This window comes from Streptomyces sp. NPDC050423 (assembly GCF_040655445.1).
GTDB lineage: Bacteria > Actinomycetota > Actinomycetes > Streptomycetales > Streptomycetaceae > Streptomyces.
The window spans coordinates 1-20,691 of the sequence record NZ_JBFAJY010000055.1 but is presented as its reverse complement, the minus strand read 5'-3'; the positions used below and the strand labels follow the sequence as shown (position 1 = coordinate 20,691).

The window sequence follows — 20,691 nt, the reverse complement described above, 5'->3', positions numbered from 1 at the left end:
GGGGGACGGACGGACTCATGGCATCGCGGCGGGACGAGCTCAACGCGTACACATTCGCGAAGCGGCGCACGGTGGCGGCCTTCCTGCGGCCCTCACCGACCGGCTCCGACGAGGGCGCCCCGCGCCCGCTGCGCGCCGTCCTGCCGAGCATGGTCGCCGGGGCACTGATCCTCGCGGGCTTCGGCGCCTTCGGCATGTTCAGGCCGACCGCCCCCACGGGCTGGGACCGGCCCGGCACCAACGTGATCGTCGGAAAGAAGTCGACCACCCGCTACGTGGTGCTGACCACCGGCCGGGGCAAGGCCGGCAAGACCCTGCTGCACCCCGTGCTGAACCTCGCGTCGGCCAGGCTGCTGCTCACCCCCCAGAGCTATGACGTCGTACAGGTCGCCGACGACATCCTGGACGCGGGAAAGCCCCCGCGCGGACCGGTCCTCGGCATTCCGTACGCCCCCGACCGGCTGCCCGAGGCCGAGGACGCGGGTACCGCGAAGCGCTGGGCCGTGTGCGTGCAGCCGGGCGGCAGGGGCAACACCGTGCAGAAGGCCGTCTTCGTCCTCGCCGGACGGGACAACGGGCTGATGGAGGGCGCGAACAGGCTCACCGGCGCCCAGATGCTCTACGTCAGGGGCCAGGACCGGACCCGCTACCTCGTCGACGCCCGCGGTACCAAGTACCGCATCGACGAGACCGCCGCCGACCTCGGCCACCTGACGAGTGCCCTCGTCGGCAGCGCCCGGCCGCAGCCCGTCACCGACGACTGGCTGGCCACCCTGCACGACGGCAGCCCGATCGCCTTCCCCCGGATCCCAGGCGACGCCGGCGCCCCGGCGCACGTCGAAGGAAGGCTCTCCGCGCGGGAGAACCGGATCGGCACGGTGCTGCGGACCCGGAACGGAGAGGGCACCGCGTACTACGTCGTCCTCGGCGGGAAGGTCCGGCCGGTCTCCGAGTTCACCGCCTGGCTGCTGATCAACTCCCCGCAGACCGCCGCCCTCGACCTGGCCGGCGAGGCCCGCGCCGTCGGCCTCCAGGACTTCGTGCCCGACCCCGCCCCCTTCACCGGTCAGGCGGCGCACTGGCCGGCGCACCGGGCCGACCGGGTCAACGCCACCGACGCCGGGAACTCCGGCCGCGACACCGTCTGCAATGTGCTGCGCAAGACGGACGGCAGCGGCGTGACGACGCTGAGCACCTGGGCGGGCACCTCGTACCCCGCCCCCGTCGGAGCGGGCGGCACGAGCACGTACGTCACTCCGGGCAGCGGCCTGCTCTACACCCAGGTCCGGGGCCGGCAGACCAGCCCGGACGGATCACTCTTCCTGGTGACCGACACCGGACTGCGGTACGCGGTTCAGGCGAACGGCGACAGCGACGCCGAGCGTTCCGGCATCGGCACCGGCGCCGCGGCGGACGGGCCGGACGGCCGCCCCGAACCGAGCGAGGCGCAGATCCGGCTCGGATACGGGAAGGTGACACCCGCCCTCGTCCCGATCGAGTGGTCGGACTTCCTGTCCAGGGGTCCCCGGCTCGACACCAACAGCGCCCGCCGGCCGCAGGGGTCCTGACGGTCCGGGGCGGGCGGCAACGGAAGTGCACGGGGAGAAGATGACGCCGTACCGGAAGACGGTCCTGCTGGCGGCCGCCGCGGCAGCATTCGCGGGGCCGTCGGCCGCGTACGCCGAACCGGGCGGCGGCGACCTGCGCATGGACGGCGGCGGCGTGTGCACCTTCCCGATGAAGAAGCAGTTCGAGGGCCGCCCCTGGCCGCTCCAGCGCGTACTCCTGGACGAGCTGTGGCAGGACACCAGGGGCAAGGGCGTGCGCGTCGCCGTCATCGACACCGGGGTGGACGACACCAACCCGCAGCTCACCTCGGCCGTGGACGGCGCCGCGGGCGCCGACCTCCTGCGGGGCGGCGGCACCGACGGCACCGTCGACCAGGTCGGCCACGGCACCAAGGTGGCGGGCATCATCGCCGCCCGCCCCCGCGGCGGCACCGGATTCGTCGGCCTGGCCCCGGAGGCCACCATCATCCCGATCCGCCAGAACGACGAGAGGAACAGCGGCAAGGACACCACGATGGCCGCCGCGATCGACCACGCGATCGCGAAGGGGGCCGGGGTCATCAACATCTCCCAGGACACCACCCGGCCGCTGACCGAGGACTCGGTGCTGGGCCGGGCCGTGGCCAGGGCGATCGGCAGGGACATCGTGGTGGTCGCCTCCGCGGGCAACGACGGCATGGACGGCCGGCCGAAGCGCACCTACCCGGCCGCCTTCGACGGTGTCCTCGCCGTCGCCGCGTCCGACCGCAACAACGAGCGCGCCCCCTTCTCCCAGGCCGGGGAGTTCGTCGGGGTCGCCGCGCCCGGCGTCGACATCGTCTCCACCGTCCCCGGCAACGGCCAGTGCACCGACAACGGCACCAGCTTCTCCGCGCCCTACGTCACCGGGGTCGCCGCCCTGATGCGCGCCAAGTACCCGTCCTGGACGGCGGCGCAGATCGTCGCCCGGATCGAGCAGACCGCCGAGCGCTCCGTCAACGGCCACGACGACTTCGTCGGCTGGGGCGTCGTCGACCCGGTGCGCGCCCTGTCCGGCGACGACGCCCCGCAGGACGCGCCCCATCCGGATCCGCCCCCCGCCAGGGCCCAGGCCCCCGAACCCGCGCATCTGCCGATATCGGAAACCCCGCAGGAGCGGAGCAGGCGGTACGCGGCCTACGCGCTGGCGACCGCGGCCGTACTCGTCGGCGTGGTGGCCGCCGCCGCGACGGTTCTGCGCGACGTCCGCCGACGCCGGGGCCCGCGCGCCCGGTAGGGCACACGTCAAGGGCGCCCGAGCACGTCAAGGCGCGTCAAGACGGGTTTCCGTGCAAAAGCCGCAGTCGGGCGGAGATGGTGAAATGGCCGGACCGATACGGGACTTCACGTACCGGCTACCTGGCCGCGCTCGGCGGACAGGTCTGCGAACCGAGAGACAGGACCTCCGGATGACCAGCCCCACAGGCGGTTTCGGACTCGCCGACGATCCGATCGTCCAGGCCAAGAACAAGATCATCAACACGGCCGAGGCGGTGTCCAGACAGTCCAGGGAACTGGCCGACATCCTCGCGACGGCCGGTGCGGGATGGACCGGCGCCGGCGCCTCGGGATTCACCTCCGCGCAGCTCGTGATCAACGAGGACCACGACGGCATCCGCCGCCTCCTCAATGTGCTGCACCACGCCGTGGGCACGACCAGGAACCTCAGCAACGCCAACGACGAGGAGGTCCGCACGGCCTTCAACTCGGTGAGGGAACCGGCCGCTCCGGCCGGCACCTCGGGGCTGAACGGCGTCTGAACCGCGCCACCGCACAGCATCCACAGCGAGCACGAAGGAGAAGCCGGATGGGCCACGACCCGCACACCAAGGTCAGGTACGAGAGCGTCCAGGAGATGGCCAACCGCATCCGCGCGGTGTCGCAGAACATCTGCCGCGACCTCGAAGAGATGGACGCCGCGCTCAGCGTCGTCACCGACACCTGGGACGGTGAGGCGCACAGCGCGTACGTGACGCTCCAGAACAAGTACCGGGGCAGGGCCGACGACATGAAGAACCGCCTGGAGCGGGTGGCCAGGATCGTCGAGTCCGGCAAGGACCACTACCGGTTCACGGACCTCAAGTCCTCCCGGCTGTTCACCGAGGCGTACTGACCACGTACCGGCACCGGCCGCGCGGACGCGACAGGCACACACGGCAATGGGCACGTTCACCCGAACGTGCCCATTGTGCGTACGGCGACGGCGACCTCGGTGCGCCGTCGCACGACCGCCCCGCCGTTCCGCTCCGCTATGTGAGGTCGAACTCGCCGTCCCGGGCGCCCAGTACGAAGGCGCGCCACTCGGCCTCGGTGTAGCGCAGCACGGTCTCCGGATCCAGCGAGGACCTCATCGCCACTGCTCCGCCCGGCAGATGCGCGATCTCGACGCGCTCCTCGGCCTCTTCCGTGCCGGGCGCACTCAGCCATTCCACCCCCGAGATGTCGAGTGCGTACAGCTCGTCCTTCTCCGCCTGCGTGCCCATCGTCAAGGGTTCCTCTCCGTACGGTGGCTCTGTACGGCACGGTACAGGGCCCGTGCCGACGAGGGATCCCGTCAGCCGTTCCGCAGCGCGCGACACACTTCTGTGCTCTCACGCACCGCACCGCACCGCGTCAGCCGCGCTCCGGCAGCCGCCCGGTCTGCACCAGCGGGTTCCCCCGGCGCCGGGTGGCGAAGTACCCGCGTCCCGGCGGCATCGGACGTCCGCGCACCGCCCCGATCAGATCGCCCTCGGCCGGATCACCGGACAGCACCACCCCCTGTGCGCCCAGCTCCTTGATCCGCTGCATGAACGCCTCGTACATGGAGCGCGAGGCCCCCGCCGAACCGCGCGCGATGACGAAACACACCCCGGTGTCCCGGGCGAAGGGCAGATACTCCGCCAGCGGGGCCAGCGGACCGCCCGCGCCCGTCGCCACCAGGTCGTAGTCGTCGACGAGGACGAAGATCCGCGGACCGGTCCACCAGCTGCGGTCGCGCAACTGCCGCGGACTGACATCCGCCGGGGGCTGCCTGCGCGCGAACACCCCGGCCAGCGCCTCCATGTGCGTCCGCAGCGCGCTCGCCGTCGGCGCGTACTCCAGCAGATGGCTCTCCGGCAGCGCGCCCAGCAGCGACCGCCGGTAGTCACCGACGACGAACCTGGCCTCGTCGGGGGAGTAGCGCTCCGCGATCTGTTTCGCGATCAGGCGCAGCAGATTGGACTTGCCCGACTCGCTCTCGCCGAAGACCAGGAAGAAGGGGTCGGTGTCGAAGTCGACGAACACCGGCTCCAGATCCGTCTCGCCGATACCGATCGCGATGCCCCGGTCAGGGAACTCGAACCCCTTCGGCAGCCGCTCCGCCGGCAGCCTGCGCGGCAGCAGCCGTACGGCCGGGGCCGGCGCACCCGTCCAGCCCGCCCGCACCGCCGCGGTCAGCGCGGCCGTGCCGCCGGCCAGATCCGCCGCGCCGGACACGGAGTCGATACGCGGCAGCGCACCCATGAAGTGCAGCTTCTCCGCCACCTGGCCACGGCCGGGCACCCCGGCCGGAACCAGGGCGGCGACCCCGCGGTCGAACTCGGAGTCCATGACATCGCCGAGCCGCAGTTCGAGCCGCCCGAGGATCTGGTCCTTGAGTGCGGCGCGCACCTCCAGGTAGCGGGTGACGGAGAGGACGACATGGACGCCGTAGCCGAGGCCGCGCGCCGCGATGTCGGTGATGACCTGCTCCAGGCCCTCGTGCTCGGTGCGCAGTCCGCTCCAGCCGTCGATGACCAGGAAGACGTCGCCCCACGCCTCGCCCGGCAGCTCACCGAGTGCGCGCCTGCGCCGGTAGGCGGCGACGGAGTCGATCGAGTGGGCGCGGAAGAACTCCTCGCGCCCGGCCAGCACCCCCGCCACCTCGGCGACCGTACGCCGTACCCGCTCCGGGTCCAGCCGCGCGGCCATGCCCCCGACATGCGGCAGATCCGCCAGCGAGGCGAGCCCGCCGCCACCGAAGTCGATTCCGTAGAACTGCGCTTCACCCGGGGTGTGGGTGAGCGCGAACGACGCGATCAGCGTACGCAGCAGCGTCGACTTGCCGGACCGCGGACCGCCGACCACCATCAGGTGCCCCGCGGCGCCCGAGAAGTCCAGGTACAGCACCTCGCGCCGCTGCTCGAACGGCTTGTCGACCAGACCGAGGGGGACGGCCAGCGCGCCGGGCCGCCCGTACTCCGTGGCGGTGAACCCGCGCTCCCCGCCCGCCGCGAGCCCCGGCAGCAGCTGATCCAGCGTCGGAGCCCGGTCCAGCGGCGGCAGCCACACCTGGTGGGCGGGCGGCCCCTGCCCCTCCAGCCGGCGCACGATCACGTCGAGGACGGTGTCGGCGAGCGCGTCGCTCCCGGCGGCGGCCGGCGCGGGCGCCGGGTCTGGCGCCGCGTACCGCACCGGCACCGGCAGCGCGCTGAACACCGCGGCCCGCCGCTCGGCCGGAAGCGGCCCCGAGGGCAGAGCGGGACCACCGGGGCGGTACGTTCCCGACACGTACGCCGCCTTGAACCGCGTCATCCCGTCCGTACCCGTCCTGAGGTAGCCGGAGCCGGGCACGGGCGGCAGGTGACAGGCGTCCGGCACCCCCAGCGCGGTGCGCGACTCCTCGGCCGAGAACGTCCGCAGCCCGATCCGGTACGAGAGATACGTCTCCAGACCCCGCAGCCTTCCCTCCTCCAGCCGCTGCGAGGCCAGCAGCAGATGCACCCCCAGCGAACGCCCGATCCGGCCGATCTGGATGAACATGTCGATGAAGTCGGGCTTCGCGGTGAGCAGTTCGGAGAACTCGTCGATGACCAGGACCAGTGAGGCCAGCGGTTCCAGCGCCGCACCCGCCGCCCGCGCCCGCTCGTACTCGTGGACGCCCGCGTAGTTGCCCGCCGAGCGCAGCAGCTCCTGGCGCCGCCGCAGCTCACCGCGGATCGCGTCGCCCATCCGGTCGACCAGCGTCAGGTCGTCGGCCAGGTTGGTGATGACCGCGGCCACATGCGGCAGGCGCGACATACCGGCGAACGTCGCACCGCCCTTGAAGTCCGCGAGCACGAAGTTCAGCGTCTCGGAGGAGTGCGTGACCGCGAGCCCCAGCACCAGCGTCCGCAGCAGCTCCGACTTCCCGGAACCCGTCGCGCCGACACAGAGCCCGTGCGGCCCCATGCCGTCCTGCGCCGACTCCTTGAGGTCCAGCATCACCGGCAGACCGTCCTCGCCGACCCCGATCGGCACCCGCAGCCGCTCGGAGACCGGGCGCGGCCGACGGCCGTGCGCCCCGTCGACGGAACCCGCGTCACCCAGATCCAGCAGATCGGTGAAGTCCAGATCGTCCAGCAGTGGTTCGTCGTCGTCGCCCCCGCCCGTCCTGAGCGGCGCCAGCTGCCGGGCCAGCGCCTCGGCCGCCGGCAGCGAGATGCCGTCCGGCACCCCTTCGTACGCGGGCCCCGCACCGGACTCCAGCCGCAGCAGGCCGGGCCGCGCCACCACGGACAGACCCTCGCGCGGCCTGCCGGGCTCGCCCGGCACCACCTCGACGACCGTCACGCCCTGCAGCCCCCCGGCCGCGGCGAACAGCGAGTCCGGCGGCACCGATGCGCCGTCCAGGACCACCACGACGTGCGGCCGGTCCAGCAGCGGCCGGGCCTCCCGGCCGAACCGCGACCGCCCCTCCAGCCAGGGCGCCAGCAACAGCTCGACCTCCCCCGGGCCGGTCCCGAACAGCCGCTTCGAACCTGCCCCGTCGACCTGACCGGGCACCTGCACGTGCGGCAGCCACTTCGTCCACTCCCAGCGCGCCACCGCACCGGGCCCCGCCACCACCGCGACCACCAGGTCTTCGGGGGAGTGCAGCGTCACCAGCTGGGCCACCACCGCCCGCGCGACTGACTGCGCCGTCTCCGGCGGCCCGCAGACCGTCACACGGCAGTACGCCCGCAGCGAGACGGCCACCGGCAGCCCGTCCAACGAGCCGTGCACCGCCAGGAACCGCCGCATCGCGTCCGCGCACAGCGGTTCCAGCTCATCCGGCGCAGCGGTGTCCGGCGCCGACAGCGGGGTCGCCAGCCGCTGCCTCCCGAGCCCGAGCCGCACCTCGCCGAAGTCCTCGTCGCCGATCCGCCGTTCCCACACCCGGCCGCCCTCGGCGACCACCGACCACAGCTGCTCGGGAGCGGGATGCAGATACAACCGCGCGTCCCGTTGGGCCCGCGCGGTCCCGCGCACCACGAGCCGCGTCCTCGCCAGGTACTTGAGGTAGTCACGCCGGACATCCGCCGACTGCCCCCGCGAGCCCCGCCGGTGACGCACCAGCTGCGCGACGGCCAGGCCGACGGTTGACACCAGCATCAGCACACCCATGACCCGCATGAACGGGGGAGCCTGCGGCGAGAAGAAGAAGACCACCGAGGAACCCATGCCCAGCACCGGAAGGAGCTGCGTCAACAGGCCCTCCTGCCGCCCGCGCGGCAGTTCGGGAGGCGCCGTCAACATCAACTCGTCCGTGGGAACTTCCGGCGGCAGGGACCGCGGCGGTCGCTTCACGACGATCTGGCTCACCGGAACATCAATCCCTCAGTGCGGACGGGCGAAGGGCCGGGTGGATCCGCACCGGCGCCCCCGTGGCTGCCTCTGCTCGCGGACTGGCCTCCGCGCGACGGTGATCCTACGTGCCGAGGGCCCTTCCCCCCTCCCGGTAGGGTGGCGCGCGCACGGTGCGCGACCGCGAATCAGGGGGACCAGACACGTGAGTACGACTGCGGCGACCGGCTTCTGCCGTGTCACTGTCGTGGCGCCCGACAGCCGGATCGACGTCGCACTGCCCCAGGACATCGCCGTCGCCGACATCCACCCGGAGATCCTCCGCCTCACCGGCCGGACCCAGGCGGCCGGCACCCCCACCGGACACCACCTCGTACGCCGTGACGGCACGGTCCTCGACGGCGCCCGGACCCTCGCCGCGCAGCACGTCCTGGACGGCGAACTCCTGCTGCTGCGCCCCTTCGCGCACTCCCTGCCGCCCGCCGTCTTCGACGACGTCTCCGACGCCGTCGCCTCGGCCGTCGGCCGCGACCGCCACCTCTGGAGCGACGACCTGCTGCGCGGCGCCGGACTGGCAGGCGCCGTCACGCTGTTCGTCCTGCTCGGCTTCCTCCTCTGGTCCGCCGACCCGGTCCGCCACGACACGCACGGGCTGCCCGCCGTCGTCGCCGGCGCCGCGGGCGTGCTGCTCACCGCCTTCGCGGGGGTACGCGCCCGGGTCTACGCGGACCGCGGCGCCGCCGTCGCCGCCGGCCTCGGCGCACTTCCCCTCGTCCTCGTCGCGGGCTCCGGCATCATCGGGCCGGACGCCGGCCAGGGCGCCGGCAGGCTGCAGTTCCTGCTCGGCTGCGTCGCCGTGCTGATCGCCTCCGTCGTCCTGGTCGCCCTGATCCCGAGCGGCGACGCCCCGTTCGTCGCGACGGTCCTCCTCGCCACCGTGGGCACCCTGGCGGCCTTCGCCGCGATACTCACCGAGACCTCCGCCACCAGGGCCGCCGCCGTCTGCGCCCCGCTCGGCCTCGGCCTCGTCGCCTTCCTGCCCGGCCTCTCCGCCCGCTTCGCCCGGCTGCCCATCGGATACGCCGCGCCGCGCTCCGCCCCGGGCGGCCACTCCTCCTCCCCGGACACCGGGCCGCTCACCCCGGGCCCGGCCGTCGACGCCGAGGGCATCGCGGACCGGGCCCGCCGCGGGCACGAGCTGCTGCTCGGCCTGGTCGGCGGGTGCGCGGCCGTCGTCGTCGCGGCCGCGGCCGTGCTCGGTCTCTCCGACAGCGCCTGGGGCCGGCTGCTCGCCCTGGCGGCAGGACTCGCGCTGCTGCTGCGCGCCCGGCTCTTCCGCTACACCTCGCAGGTCGTCTGCCTGCTGGCGGCGGGCATCGGCGCGGTCGCCCTGCTGGTCATCGGCCTCGCGCTGAACCCGCCCGCCGATCTGCTGGAGGAGCTGACCCGGTACGGCGACCGTGGCTCCCTCGACCTCCGTACGATGTGGCTCTCCGCAGCCGTCGCGGCCGGCGCCGCCCTGCTCACCACGGTCGCCCTGGTCGTACCGCGCAAGGGCCTCTCCCCGTTCTGGGGCCGGCTCCTGGACCTGGCCGAGAGCGCGCTCCTGCTCTCCCTGGTCCCGCTCTGCCTGGCGGTTCTCGACGTCTTCGCCAGGGCCAGGGCCCTCACCGGTTGAGGCCCGTCGGAAGCGCTCCGAACGGCTGGTAGTCTGGCTGTGGCCGTTTGTGTACGCGTTCCCGGTTCGTTCTGGGAGCTGCGCTCATCGGACCTTCGCTCCCGAGTCACTCAAGCCCCCCTGAGATCAAGACCAGGGGCACTCGTGAGCGCATCGAACACCTAGAGGAGTACCGCGTGCCGCTCGACGCCGCTACGAAGAAGCAGATCATGACCGAGTTCGCGCAGAAGGAGGGCGACACCGGTTCCCCCGAGGTTCAGGTGGCCATGCTCTCCCGCCGCATCTCGGACCTGACCGAGCACCTCAAGACGCACAAGCACGACCACCACTCCCGTCGTGGTCTGCTGATCCTGGTCGGCCAGCGTCGCCGCCTTCTGCAGTACCTGGCCAAGAAGGACATCCAGCGCTTCCGTGCGCTCGTCGACCGCCTCGGCATCCGCCGTGGCGCGGCCGGCGGCGCCAAGTAAAGACGCTGTGAAAGGGAGCGGTGCCCACATCCAGGGGCCGCTCCCTTTGCCGTACGTGCGGGACTGGGGTCAAGCTCAGTAACCTGGACGTACAACACCAGACGAGGAGAGGCGCCACACGGCCGCCGCCGGTCCTCGGTAGTGGCCCCCGGGACAACGCCCGGGAGCTTCGATCGAAGACCGGCCCCGCACACACGGTGCGCCTCTCCGCACCGTCCTCCGCCACACGGGCGACAGGACGAAAGACGACGAGTATGGAGAAAACACTAGTGGAGAACGAGACCCACTACGCCGAGGCCGTTATCGACAACGGAACCTTCGGTACCCGCACCATCCGCTTCGAGACGGGCCGCCTGGCCAAGCAGGCCGCCGGCTCCGCCGTCGCGTACCTGGACGACGACACCATGGTGCTGTCGGCCACCACCGCTTCCAAGCGGCCCAAGGACCAGCTCGACTTCTTCCCCCTCACGGTGGACGTCGAGGAGCGGCAGTACGCCGCCGGCAAGATCCCCGGCTCCTTCTTCCGCCGGGAGGGCCGCCCCTCCGAGGACGCGATCCTCACCTGCCGCCTGATCGACCGCCCGCTGCGCCCCTCCTTCAAGAAGGGCCTGCGCAACGAGATCCAGATCGTCGAGACGATCATGGCGCTCAACCCCGACCACCTGTACGACGTGGTCGCGATCAACGCCGCCTCCGCTTCCACGATCCTGGCGGGCCTGCCCTTCTCCGGCCCCATCGGCGCCACCCGCGTCGCCCTGATCAAGGGCCAGTGGGTCGCCTTCCCGACGCACACCGAGCTCGAGGACGCCGTCTTCGACATGGTCGTCGCCGGTCGCGTCCTGGAGGACGGCGACGTCGCGATCATGATGGTCGAGGCCGAGGCCACCGAGAAGACCATCCAGCTCGTCCAGGACGGTGCCGAGGCCCCGACCGAAGAGGTCGTCGCCGCCGGTCTCGAAGCCGCGAAGCCCTTCATCAAGGCGCTCTGCAAGGCCCAGTCGGACCTCGCCGCCAAGGCTGCCAAGCCCACCGGTGAGTTCCCGGTCTTCCTCGACTACCAGGACGACGTCCTGGAGGCGCTCAGCAAGGCCGTCAGCACCGAGCTCGCCAAGGCGCTCACCATCGCCGGCAAGCAGGAGCGCGAGGCGGAGCTCGACCGCATCAAGGAGATCGCGGGCGAGAAGCTCCTCCCGGCCTTCGAGGGCCGCGAGAAGGAGATCTCCGGTGCCTACCGCGCGCTGACCAAGAAGCTGGTCCGCGAGCGCGTCATCAAGGACAAGGTCCGCATCGACGGCCGCGGCGTCACGGACATCCGTACGCTCGCCGCCGAGGTCGAGGCCATCCCGCGCGTGCACGGCTCGGCGCTCTTCGAGCGTGGCGAGACCCAGATCCTGGGCGTCACCACCCTCAACATGCTCCGCATGGAGCAGCAGCTGGACACCCTCTCCCCGGTGACCCGCAAGCGCTACATGCACAACTACAACTTCCCGCCGTACTCCGTCGGTGAGACCGGCCGCGTGGGCTCGCCCAAGCGCCGCGAGATCGGCCACGGTGCGCTCGCCGAGCGCGCCATCGTGCCGGTGCTGCCGTCGCGCGAGGAGTTCCCCTACGCGATCCGCCAGGTCTCCGAGGCGCTGGGCTCCAACGGCTCGACGTCCATGGGCTCGGTCTGCGCCTCCACCATGTCGCTGCTGAACGCCGGTGTGCCCCTCAAGGCCGCCGTCGCCGGTATCGCCATGGGCCTGATCTCGCAGGAGATCGACGGCAAGACCCACTACGTCGCCCTCACCGACATCCTCGGCGCCGAGGACGCGTTCGGTGACATGGACTTCAAGGTCGCCGGCACCAAGCAGTTCGTGACCGCGCTCCAGCTCGACACCAAGCTCGACGGCATCCCCGCCTCGGTCCTGGCCGCCGCGCTGAAGCAGGCCCGTGACGCCCGCCTCCACATCCTCGATGTGATGAACGAGGCCATCGACGTCCCGGACGAGATGTCCCCCAACGCCCCGCGGATCATCACCGTCAAGATCCCGGTGGACAAGATCGGTGAGGTCATCGGCCCCAAGGGCAAGATGATCAACCAGATCCAGGAGGACACCGGCGCCGACATCACGATCGAGGACGACGGCACCATCTACATCGGTGCCCAGCAGGGCTCGCAGGCCGAGGCCGCGCGCGCCACGATCAACGCGATCGCCAACCCGACCATGCCGGAGGTCGGCGAGCGCTACCTGGGTACGGTCGTCAAGACCACCACCTTCGGTGCGTTCGTCTCCCTGATGCCCGGCAAGGACGGCCTGCTGCACATCTCGCAGATCCGCAAGCTCGCCGGTGGCAAGCGCGTGGAGAACGTCGAGGACGTGCTCGGCGTCGGTGCCAAGGTCCAGGTTGAGATCGCCGAGATCGACTCCCGCGGCAAGCTCTCGCTGATCCCGGTCGTCGAGGGTGAAGAGGCTGACGAGACGAAGGACGACGCCGCCAAGTGACGTCCCGTAGTTCCGTGACGACGGCCCGCACCTCCTCGGAGGCGCGGGCCGTCGCCCGTACCCAAACGCTTCTCAAGGGCAGCAACGGCATCGGCACGGTCCGCCGCACGGTCCTCCCCGGCGGCCTGCGCATCGTCACCGAGACCCTGCCCTCCGTACGCTCCGCCACCTTCGGTATCTGGGCCAACGTCGGATCACGCGACGAGACCCCGGCTCTGAACGGCGCGACGCACTACCTCGAACACCTCCTCTTCAAGGGCACCGACAAGCGCAGCGCCCTGGACATCTCCTCCGCCATCGACGCGGTCGGCGGCGAGATGAACGCCTTCACGGCGAAGGAGTACACCTGCTACTACGCGCGGGTCCTCGACACGGACCTGCCACTGGCCATCGATGTCGTCTGCGACATGCTGACCGGCTCACTGATCGCCCCCGAGGACGTCGACGCCGAACGCGGCGTCATCCTCGAGGAGATCGCGATGACGGAGGACGACCCGGGCGACTGCGTGCACGACCTGTTCGCGCACACGATGCTCGGCGACACCCCCCTGGGCCGCCCGGTCCTCGGCACGGTCGACACGGTCAACGCACTGAGTCGCGGCCAGATCGCCCGCTTCTACAAGAAGCACTACGACCCCACGCACCTCGTCGTCGCCGCCGCCGGCAACGTCGACCACGCCACGGTCGTACGCCAGGTCCGCAAGGCCTTCGAGCGGGCCGGAGCGCTCTCCCGCACCGACGCCACCCCGGTGGCGCCCCGCGCGGGCTCCCGCACGCTGCGTACCGCGGGCCGGGTCGAGCTCCTGAACCGCAAGACCGAGCAGGCCCACGTCGTCCTCGGCATGCCGGGACTGGCCCGCACGGACGAGCGCCGCTGGGCGCTGGGCGTACTCAACACCGCGCTCGGCGGCGGCATGAGCTCCCGCCTCTTCCAGGAGGTGCGGGAGAAGCGAGGTCTCGCCTACAGCGTCTACTCGTACACCTCGGGCTTCGCGGACTGCGGACTCTTCGGCGTGTACGCGGGCTGCCGGCCCAGCCAGGTCCACGACGTCCTCAAGATCTGCCGCGACGAGCTCGACCGTGTCGCGTCGGACGGACTGGACGACGAGGAGATCAGCCGCGCCATCGGCCAGCTCGCCGGGTCCACGGTCCTCGGGCTGGAGGACACCGGCGCGCTGATGAACCGCATCGGCAAGAGCGAACTGTGCTGGGGCGAGCAGATGTCCGTCGACGACATGCTGGCCCGTATCGCGCAGGTCACGCCGGACGACGTCCGGTCGGTGGCGGGCGAGGTCCTCGGACACCGCCCCTCGCTGTCGGTCATCGGCCCGCTCAAGGACAAACAGGCGGACCGTCTGCACGAGTCGGTCTCCTGAGGCCTGCCGTCCAACTCCCCACCCGAAAGAAGTAAGCATGAGCAAGCTGCGCGTAGCCGTTCTCGGTGCCGGGGGCCGTATCGGCTCCGAGGCGGTACGAGCCGTCGAGGCCGCCGACGACCTGGAGCTGGTGGCCGCACTCGGCCGCGGCGACAAGCTGGAGACCCTCGTGGACACCGGCGCCCAGGTCGTCGTCGAGCTCACCACACCGGCCTCGGTGATGGAGAACCTCGACTTCTCCGTCCGGCACGGCATCCACGCGGTGGTCGGCACCACCGGCTGGACCGACGAACGGCTCGCGCAGCTGAACACCTGGCTCTCCGGCTCGCCGGACACCGGTGTGCTCATCGCACCGAACTTCTCCATCGGCGCGGTCCTCACCATGAGGTTCGCCCAGCAGGCCGCACGCTACTTCGAGTCGGTCGAGGTCATCGAGCTCCACCACCCGAACAAGGCCGACGCGCCCTCCGGCACCGCCGCCCGCACCGCCCAGCTCATCGCCGCGGCCCGCCGCGAGGCGGGCAGCGCACCCCAGCCGGACGCCACCACGACGGCCCTGGACGGGGCGCGCGGCGCGGACGTCGACGGGATCCCGGTCCACTCGGTCCGGCTCCGCGGCCTGCTGGCCCACCAGGAGGTGCTGCTCGGGAGCGAGGGCGAGACCCTCACCATCCGGCACGACTCGCTGCACCACAGCAGCTTCATGCCGGGCATCCTGCTCGGTGCACGCCGCGTGCCGACCGCTCCGGGCCTCACGTTCGGCCTGGAAAACTTCCTCGACCTGAACTGACTGAGCCCACCGCCATGCGCGCAAAGATCACCTACACCGTCACCGCTGCCGTCCTGGTCTTCTACTTCGCCCTGGCCGGCAGCCGTGGCGTCCTGCTCATCCGGCACGGCACGCTGCTCACGGTGACCTTCGGGATCGCGGTGCTGATCCTGCCGCTGATCGGCATCTGGTTCCTCTGGAAGAACACCCAGTTCGTCCGGCGGGCCAACGCCCTGGCCGCCGAACTCGACGCGGAGGGCGGGCTGCCGGTCGACGACCTGGCCCGTACCCCGAGCGGCCGCATCGACCGCGACTCCGCCGACGCGGCGTTCGTCCGCCGACAGGCGGAGACGGAGGACACGCCGGACGATTGGCGCTGCTGGTTCCGGCTGGCTGTCGCCTACCAGGACGCCAGGGACACCCCACGGGCCCGCAAGGCCATGCAACGGGCGATCGCCCTGCACAGCCGCCGTACCGGCACCGCAAGCCAGGCAAGCACCGGAGACCCAGCGGGCACCTGAACCCCGTCCGGGCACCTGAATCCGGTCCCGGTACCTCAAGCCGGTCCGGGCACCTGAATCCGGTCCCGGCACCTCAAGCCCGTCCGGCGATTGAGGACAGTCTTTGAGCCGTCCGGCGATTGAGGACACAAAACAGCCGCCCGGCGACTGAGGGACACCCCGGTCGCCGGACGGCAAGGCCTCAGGGCCCTACTGCTGCCGGTACTCGTCCCCCCACGCCTCAATCGTGTCGGCAGCCCGGTCAAACGCCTCGCTCCGCGTCAGGAAGTCCGCGTTGGAGTCCGTGAGCAGCGGCGGCACCGCGTCGCCACCCCTGCGTACGACGATCAGGGCCTGCCCCTGAACCGTCCGGGGGAACCCGAGCCACTTCACCGGCTGCTGCACCGTACGGACCGCGGTGGCGCGGTTCCACGGCACGGTCGTCGTCCGGAAGAACCCGACGCGGCGCACGCCGTGCCGGCTCACCCAGGCGCCGATCCTCAGCATCCGCAGGGCGCAGATGATCACCGCGAGGGCGAGCGCGAGACATGCCCCCGCCCCGGGCATGGCCCCGGCGAACGCGATGATCATCCCCGCGAACAGGATGAACGAGGCGAGCAGCAGCAGGGTGGCCGCGGCCGCGACCCGCCACGGTCCGGGGCGGTAGGGACGCCGCCAGCTGTCGTGGTCGTCGAACGGCAGCGCGACATCCTCAGCGCTCGCGTCAAACGCGCGGTCGGCCGTCAGGAAGGGCAGGGGCACGACTGATCCTCACTCACAAGCACGCTCGATTGCTGTGCCCGGTGAGGCTACCGAGGGGGTGACCGCCCGTACCACCCGAGGGGGCCCGTACGAGTCAGTGCCCCGGTGCTGCCTCGGTCTGCTGGCTGTGCGAAAGCGACTGATCGGGTGCCAGGGCGGGAAGGCCCAGCAGCAGTGATCCGGCGAGTCCGGCGATCACGGCGAACCCGACGAGGCTGCGGGCCGCCAGCTGGGAGACAGTGGTGCGCTCCCGGGGCGGCGGTGTGACGTTACTGCGGAATCGGTCGGCCTCGGCCACGAACGAGAACGGGACGGCTTCACGCCGGCGGAACATGAGGTAACTCTCCTTGAACTCTGTTTTGAGTGGTGCTACTGAGTCAGACGGATGGCGAGCCCGATCGGTGCCCCGAATCGCCGAATTGGTCGAAAGAATCCTCGAAAGGCCGGTGCCGACCGCGTTGTCAGTGGCGGCCCGTAGAGTGGGCGCCGCCCGAGCGACGCCATTGGAAGGACCCCGCCGGTGACCGAGACCCCCGAGCCCGCAAAGCCCAGCTTCCGCAGCGATGTCACCGTTGACCTGGTGAAACATGCCGCAGGCGACTCCGATGTGCTCTTCGCCGCCCGTGTCTCCACGGCCGGTGAGCAGTCCCTGGAGGAGGTCACCAAGGATCCTGAGCGCTCCAAGGGGCTCATCAACTACTTGATGCGGGACCGGCACGGAAGCCCGTTCGAGCACAACTCGATGACCTTCTTCATCAGCGCCCCGATCTTCGTCTTCCGCGAGTTCATGCGGCACCGCGTCGGCTGGTCGTACAACGAGGAATCGGGCCGCTACAGGGAGCTGGAACCGGTTTTCTACGTGCCGGGGGAGTCCCGCAAGCTCGTCCAGCAGGGCCGCCCCGGCAAGTACGAGTTCGTCGAGGGCACCGAGGCGCAGCAGGAGCTCACCGGCCGCGTCATGGAGGACTCGTACCGCCAGGCGTACGACGCCTACCAGGAGATGCTCGCCGCGGGGGTGGCCCGTGAGGTGGCCCGCGCGGTCCTCCCTGTCGGCCTGTTCTCCTCGATGTACGCCACGTGCAACGCCCGCTCGCTGATGCACTTCCTCGGCCTGCGCACCCAGCACGAGCTGGCCAAGGTTCCGTCCTTCCCGCAGCGCGAGATCGAAATGGTCGGCGAGCAGATGGAGGCGCACTGGGCGGGGCTCATGCCGCTCACCCATGCAGCCTTCAACAAAAATGGACGAGTAGCCCCATAGGCGGTGTCCGTATTGCGGCGTTTCGTGAAGTTCATCTAGGCTGATCAAACGGACCCGGCACTGCTTGAACCCCCGAGCAGGCAGTGCCGGGCTCCTATCGCTTGTCCCCCCGAGGGGACACCCGGCGCCGAGCAACGAGTAGCGTGTTACCCATGGCTCCGATCTCCACTCCGCAGACCCCCTTCGGGCGGGTCCTCACCGCTATGGTCACGCCCTTCACGGCGGACGGTGCACTCGACCTCGACGGCGCCCAGCGGCTCGCCACTCATCTGGTGGACGCAGGCAACGACGGCCTGATCATCAACGGCACCACCGGCGAGTCCCCGACCACCAGCGACGCGGAGAAAGACCAGCTCGTAAGGGCTGTGCTGGAAGCGGTGGGAGACCGGGCGCACGTCGTCGCCGGCATCGGGACCAACGACACCCGCCACAGCGTCGAGCTCGCCCGCACGGCCGAGCGAAGCGGTGCCCACGGCCTCCTCGCGGTGACGCCGTACTACAACAAGCCGCCGCAGGAGGGCCTGCTGCGGCACTTCACGGCGATCGCGGACACCACCGGTCTGCCGGTGATGCTCTACGACATTCCCGGCCGCAGCGGTGTGCCGATCGACACAGAGACGCTCGTGAGGCTCGCGGAGCACCCGCGCATCGTGGCCAACAAGGACGCCAAGGGTGACCTCGGCCGAGCCAGCTGGGCCATCGCCCAGTCGGGCCTGGCCTGGTACTCGGGCGACGACATGCTGAACCTCCCGCTCCTCTCGGTCGGCGCGGTCGGCCTCGTCTCCGTCGTCGGTCATGTCGTCACCCCCGACCTGCGGGCCCTCCTGGAGGCCTTCGTCGGTGGCGACGTCCAGAAGGCCACGGAGATCCACCAGAAGCTGCTGCCCGTCTTCACCGGCATGTTCCGCACCCAGGGCGTGATCACCACCAAGGCCGCACTGACCCTCCAGGGTCTGCCCGCCGGCCCGCTGCGGCTCCCCCTGGTGGAACTCTCCGCACACGAAACGGCGCAGCTCAAGATCGATCTCGCCGCCGGTGGGGTACAGCTGTAACCACAGACTTCACAACTGAATACGCGAAGAACACTCGCAAGAGGGCAACACCCCAAGACAACAGCAAGTGCACGAATGACATGCGCGCCACGTGCCCAAGCGGTACGTGGCGCGTGTGGTAAGGAGAGTCTTTTGAGTCATCCGCATCCTGAACTCGGCACCCCGCCGAAGCTTCCGAAGGGCGGCCTGCGGGTCACCCCGCTCGGCGGCCTCGGTGAAATCGGCCGCAACATGACGGTCTTCGAGTACGGCGGCCGCCTGCTCATCGTCGACTGCGGCGTCCTCTTCCCCGAGGAGGAGCAGCCCGGAATCGACCTGATCCTTCCGGACTTCACGACGATCCGGGACCGCCTCGACGACGTCGAGGGCATCGTCCTCACGCACGGCCACGAGGACCACATCGGTGGTGTCCCGTATCTGCTGCGCCTGAAGCCGGACATCCCGCTGATCGGCTCCAAGCTGACCCTCGCGCTCATCGAGGCGAAGCTCCAGGAGCACCGCATCCGTCCGTACACCCTTGAGGTCACGGAGGGCCAGCGCGAGCGCATCGGCGTCTTCGACTGCGAGTTCATCGCGGTCAACCACTCCATCCCGGACGCCCTCGCGGTCGCCATCCGCACGCCTGCGGGCATGGCCGTCGCCACCGGCGACTTCAAGATGGACCAGCTTCCGCTGGACGGCCGCCTCACCGACCTGCACGCCTTCGCGCGGCTGAGCGAGGAGGGCATCGACCTGCTGCTCTCCGACTCGACCAACGCGGAGGTGCCCGGCTTCGTACCGCCCGAGCGGGACATCTCGAACGTCCTGCGGACGGTATTCGCCAATGCCCAGAAGCGGATCATCGTGGCGAGCTTCGCCAGCCACGTGCACCGCATCCAGCAGATCCTCGACGCGGCCCACGAGTACGGCCGCAGGGTCGCCTTCGTCGGACGGTCGATGGTCCGGAACATGGGTATCGCCCGTGACCTGGGTTATCTGAAGGTTCCCGCGGGCCTGGTCGTCGACGTCAAGACCCTCGACGACCTGCCGGACGACGAGGTCGTGCTGGTCTGCACGGGTTCGCAGGGCGAGCCGATGGCGGCCCTGTCCCGGATGGCCAACCGTGACCACCAGATCCGTATCGTCCAGGGCGACACGGTCATCCTGGCGTCGTCGCTGATCCCCGGCAACGAGAACGCGGTCTACCGCGTGATCAACGGTCTGACCCGCTGGGGCGCCAACGTCATCCACAAGGGCAACGCCAAGGTCCACGTCTCGGGCCATGCCTCGGCCGGCGAGCTGCTGTACTTCTACAACATCTGCAAGCCGAAGAACCTGATGCCGGTCCACGGCGAATGGCGCCACCTCAGGGCCAACGCCGAACTGGGCGCCCTCACCGGCGTGCCGAAGGACCACATCGTCATCGCCGAGGACGGCGTGGTCGTCGACCTGATCGACGGCAAGGCCAAGATCGTCGGCAAGGTCCAGGCGGGCTATGTGTACGTGGACGGCCTCTCGGTCGGCGACGTCACCGAGACCTCTCTCAAGGACCGCCGGATCCTCGGCGACGAGGGGATCATCTCCGTCTTCATCGTGGTCGACAGCAACTCCGGCAAGATCGTGGGCGGCCCCCACATCCAGGCCCGGGGCTCCGGTATCGACGACTCGGCGTTCAGCGCGGTCGTACCGAAGGTCCAGGACGCACTCAACAAGTCGGCCCAGGACGGTGTGATGGAGCCTCACCAGCTCCAGCAGCTGGTCCGCCGCACGGTGGGCAAGTGGGTCTCCGACACCTACCGCCGGCGTCCGATGATCCTTCCCGTCGTCGTCGAGGTCTGACCCCGACAGGCGCGAACTCCGGAGCGGGGCCCCCGATTTGCATCGGGGAGCCCCGCTCCAGTACGTTTACGTCTCCGCCTCACCGGGAAGCGCCGCGCACACTCGTGCGCAGCGAGCGTCCTGCGGAGGATGGAAATTCCGACTCAGAAGTTCTGATAAAGTCGGATCCGCCGAAAGGCAAGGCCACTTCAACGGCCACCGGAAATCAAATTCGAACCGGAAACGGAACGAAATTGAGTCTGGTAAGGTTGGAACCGCTGGAAAGGGAAAGCGCGAAAGCGAATTCCCCGAAAGCAATCCCGCTTCGACCGGGAATCGGACACGAAAGAGTCTGATAGAGTCGGAAACGCAAGACCGAAGGGAAGCGCCCGGAGGAAAGCCTCAGAGAATGTT

17 protein-coding genes are annotated in these 20,691 nt (G+C 70.4%); 13 read left to right on the top strand and 4 right to left on the bottom strand.

Annotation, left to right across the window (positions count from 1 at the left end; translation table 11 throughout):
• The first annotated feature begins 17 nt into the window (after positions 1 to 17).
• From eccB to AB0I52_RS29925, 4 genes are all read left to right on the top strand, one after another.
• A complete protein-coding gene (gene eccB / locus AB0I52_RS29940; protein WP_363077886.1) occupies positions 18 to 1,568 on the top strand; it encodes a type VII secretion protein EccB in 1,551 nt (516 codons plus the stop codon).
• 40 nt (positions 1,569 to 1,608) lie between these two features.
• On the top strand, positions 1,609 to 2,823 hold the full coding sequence (mycP, locus tag AB0I52_RS29935) for a type VII secretion-associated serine protease mycosin (protein ID WP_363077884.1): 1,215 nt from the start codon (positions 1,609 to 1,611) through the stop codon (positions 2,821 to 2,823).
• 172 nt (positions 2,824 to 2,995) lie between these two features.
• Complete coding sequence (locus AB0I52_RS29930) at positions 2,996 to 3,346, top strand: hypothetical protein (protein WP_363077882.1); 351 nt, start codon at positions 2,996 to 2,998, stop codon at positions 3,344 to 3,346.
• Positions 3,347 to 3,393: 47 nt separating this feature from the next.
• The gene (locus tag AB0I52_RS29925; RefSeq protein ID WP_363077880.1) at positions 3,394 to 3,699 is read left to right on the top strand and encodes a WXG100 family type VII secretion target; all 306 of its coding nucleotides are present in this window, start codon (positions 3,394 to 3,396) and stop codon (positions 3,697 to 3,699) included.
• Between the two features lie 136 nt (positions 3,700 to 3,835).
• On the opposite strand, the gene AB0I52_RS29920 is transcribed toward AB0I52_RS29925, so the two are convergent.
• Both AB0I52_RS29920 and eccCa read right to left on the bottom strand, forming a co-directional pair.
• A complete protein-coding gene (locus AB0I52_RS29920) occupies positions 3,836 to 4,069 on the bottom strand; it encodes a DUF397 domain-containing protein (protein ID WP_123462661.1) in 234 nt (77 codons plus the stop codon).
• Positions 4,070 to 4,199: 130 nt separating this feature from the next.
• Positions 4,200 to 8,150 carry a type VII secretion protein EccCa gene (eccCa, locus tag AB0I52_RS29915; protein ID WP_363077878.1) on the bottom strand — a complete coding sequence of 1,317 codons (3,951 nt, stop codon included), beginning with the start codon at positions 8,148 to 8,150 and terminating at the stop codon, positions 4,200 to 4,202.
• Positions 8,151 to 8,337: 187 nt separating this feature from the next.
• Between eccCa and eccD the strand changes: the two genes are divergently transcribed.
• The 6 genes from eccD (at position 8,338) to AB0I52_RS29885 (ending at position 15,429) form a co-directional block, all read left to right on the top strand.
• Complete coding sequence (gene eccD / locus AB0I52_RS29910) at positions 8,338 to 9,810, top strand: type VII secretion integral membrane protein EccD (protein WP_363077876.1); 1,473 nt, start codon at positions 8,338 to 8,340, stop codon at positions 9,808 to 9,810.
• A gap of 176 nt (positions 9,811 to 9,986) precedes the next feature.
• Positions 9,987 to 10,277: a 30S ribosomal protein S15 gene (gene rpsO / locus AB0I52_RS29905; protein WP_018551846.1), complete on the top strand. Its 291-nt coding sequence runs from the start codon at positions 9,987 to 9,989 to the stop codon at positions 10,275 to 10,277.
• Between the two features lie 269 nt (positions 10,278 to 10,546).
• A complete protein-coding gene (locus AB0I52_RS29900; protein ID WP_363077910.1) occupies positions 10,547 to 12,763 on the top strand; it encodes a polyribonucleotide nucleotidyltransferase in 2,217 nt (738 codons plus the stop codon).
• Positions 12,760 to 14,139: a pitrilysin family protein gene (locus tag AB0I52_RS29895; RefSeq protein WP_363077874.1), complete on the top strand. Its 1,380-nt coding sequence runs from the start codon at positions 12,760 to 12,762 to the stop codon at positions 14,137 to 14,139. The genes AB0I52_RS29900 and AB0I52_RS29895 overlap by 4 nt, the downstream gene beginning before the upstream one ends.
• A 37-nt stretch (positions 14,140 to 14,176) precedes the next feature.
• Entirely contained in the window at positions 14,177 to 14,929 is a 753-nt protein-coding gene (dapB, locus tag AB0I52_RS29890) for a 4-hydroxy-tetrahydrodipicolinate reductase (protein ID WP_363077872.1), read from the top strand.
• Positions 14,930 to 14,943: 14 nt separating this feature from the next.
• Positions 14,944 to 15,429 carry a hypothetical protein gene (locus AB0I52_RS29885; RefSeq protein WP_363077870.1) on the top strand — a complete coding sequence of 162 codons (486 nt, stop codon included), beginning with the start codon at positions 14,944 to 14,946 and terminating at the stop codon, positions 15,427 to 15,429.
• Positions 15,430 to 15,618: 189 nt separating this feature from the next.
• Here the strand turns inward: AB0I52_RS29885 and AB0I52_RS29880 are convergent, their stop codons facing one another.
• Together AB0I52_RS29880 and AB0I52_RS29875 are read right to left on the bottom strand one after the other, a co-directional pair.
• Positions 15,619 to 16,170 carry a hypothetical protein gene (locus AB0I52_RS29880; protein WP_363077868.1) on the bottom strand — a complete coding sequence of 184 codons (552 nt, stop codon included), beginning with the start codon at positions 16,168 to 16,170 and terminating at the stop codon, positions 15,619 to 15,621.
• A 94-nt stretch (positions 16,171 to 16,264) separates the two neighbouring features.
• Entirely contained in the window at positions 16,265 to 16,504 is a 240-nt protein-coding gene (locus tag AB0I52_RS29875) for a hypothetical protein (protein ID WP_363077866.1), read from the bottom strand.
• A 186-nt stretch (positions 16,505 to 16,690) separates the two neighbouring features.
• On the opposite strand from AB0I52_RS29875, the gene thyX reads away from it, so the two are divergent.
• The 3 genes from thyX to AB0I52_RS29860 all read left to right on the top strand — a co-directional run bounded on the left by thyX (position 16,691) and on the right by AB0I52_RS29860 (position 20,298).
• A complete protein-coding gene (gene thyX / locus AB0I52_RS29870; protein WP_363077864.1) occupies positions 16,691 to 17,428 on the top strand; it encodes an FAD-dependent thymidylate synthase in 738 nt (245 codons plus the stop codon).
• Between the two features lie 152 nt (positions 17,429 to 17,580).
• Positions 17,581 to 18,480 carry a 4-hydroxy-tetrahydrodipicolinate synthase gene (gene dapA, locus AB0I52_RS29865; RefSeq protein WP_363077862.1) on the top strand — a complete coding sequence of 300 codons (900 nt, stop codon included), beginning with the start codon at positions 17,581 to 17,583 and terminating at the stop codon, positions 18,478 to 18,480.
• A gap of 132 nt (positions 18,481 to 18,612) precedes the next feature.
• On the top strand, positions 18,613 to 20,298 hold the full coding sequence (locus tag AB0I52_RS29860) for a ribonuclease J (RefSeq protein WP_363077860.1): 1,686 nt from the start codon (positions 18,613 to 18,615) through the stop codon (positions 20,296 to 20,298).
• Positions 20,299 to 20,691 lie beyond the last annotated feature (393 nt).

Bases quoted from the DNA above. Each gene is read 5' to 3' on its own strand.
- AB0I52_RS29925 (WP_363077880.1), top strand. From the start codon at position 3,394: ATGGGCCACGACCCGCACACCAAGGTCAGGTACGAGAGCGTCCAGGAG.
- eccB (WP_363077886.1), top strand. From the start codon at position 18: ATGGCATCGCGGCGGGACGAGCTCAACGCGTACACATTCGCGAAGCGG.
- dapB (WP_363077872.1), top strand. From the start codon at position 14,177: ATGAGCAAGCTGCGCGTAGCCGTTCTCGGTGCCGGGGGCCGTATCGGC.
- AB0I52_RS29885 (WP_363077870.1), top strand. From the start codon at position 14,944: ATGCGCGCAAAGATCACCTACACCGTCACCGCTGCCGTCCTGGTCTTC.
- dapA (WP_363077862.1), top strand. From the start codon at position 17,581: ATGGCTCCGATCTCCACTCCGCAGACCCCCTTCGGGCGGGTCCTCACC.
- AB0I52_RS29930 (WP_363077882.1), top strand. From the start codon at position 2,996: ATGACCAGCCCCACAGGCGGTTTCGGACTCGCCGACGATCCGATCGTC.
- AB0I52_RS29875 (WP_363077866.1), bottom strand. From the start codon at position 16,504: ATGTTCCGCCGGCGTGAAGCCGTCCCGTTCTCGTTCGTGGCCGAGGCC.
- AB0I52_RS29920 (WP_123462661.1), bottom strand. From the start codon at position 4,069: ATGGGCACGCAGGCGGAGAAGGACGAGCTGTACGCACTCGACATCTCG.
- mycP (WP_363077884.1), top strand. From the start codon at position 1,609: ATGACGCCGTACCGGAAGACGGTCCTGCTGGCGGCCGCCGCGGCAGCA.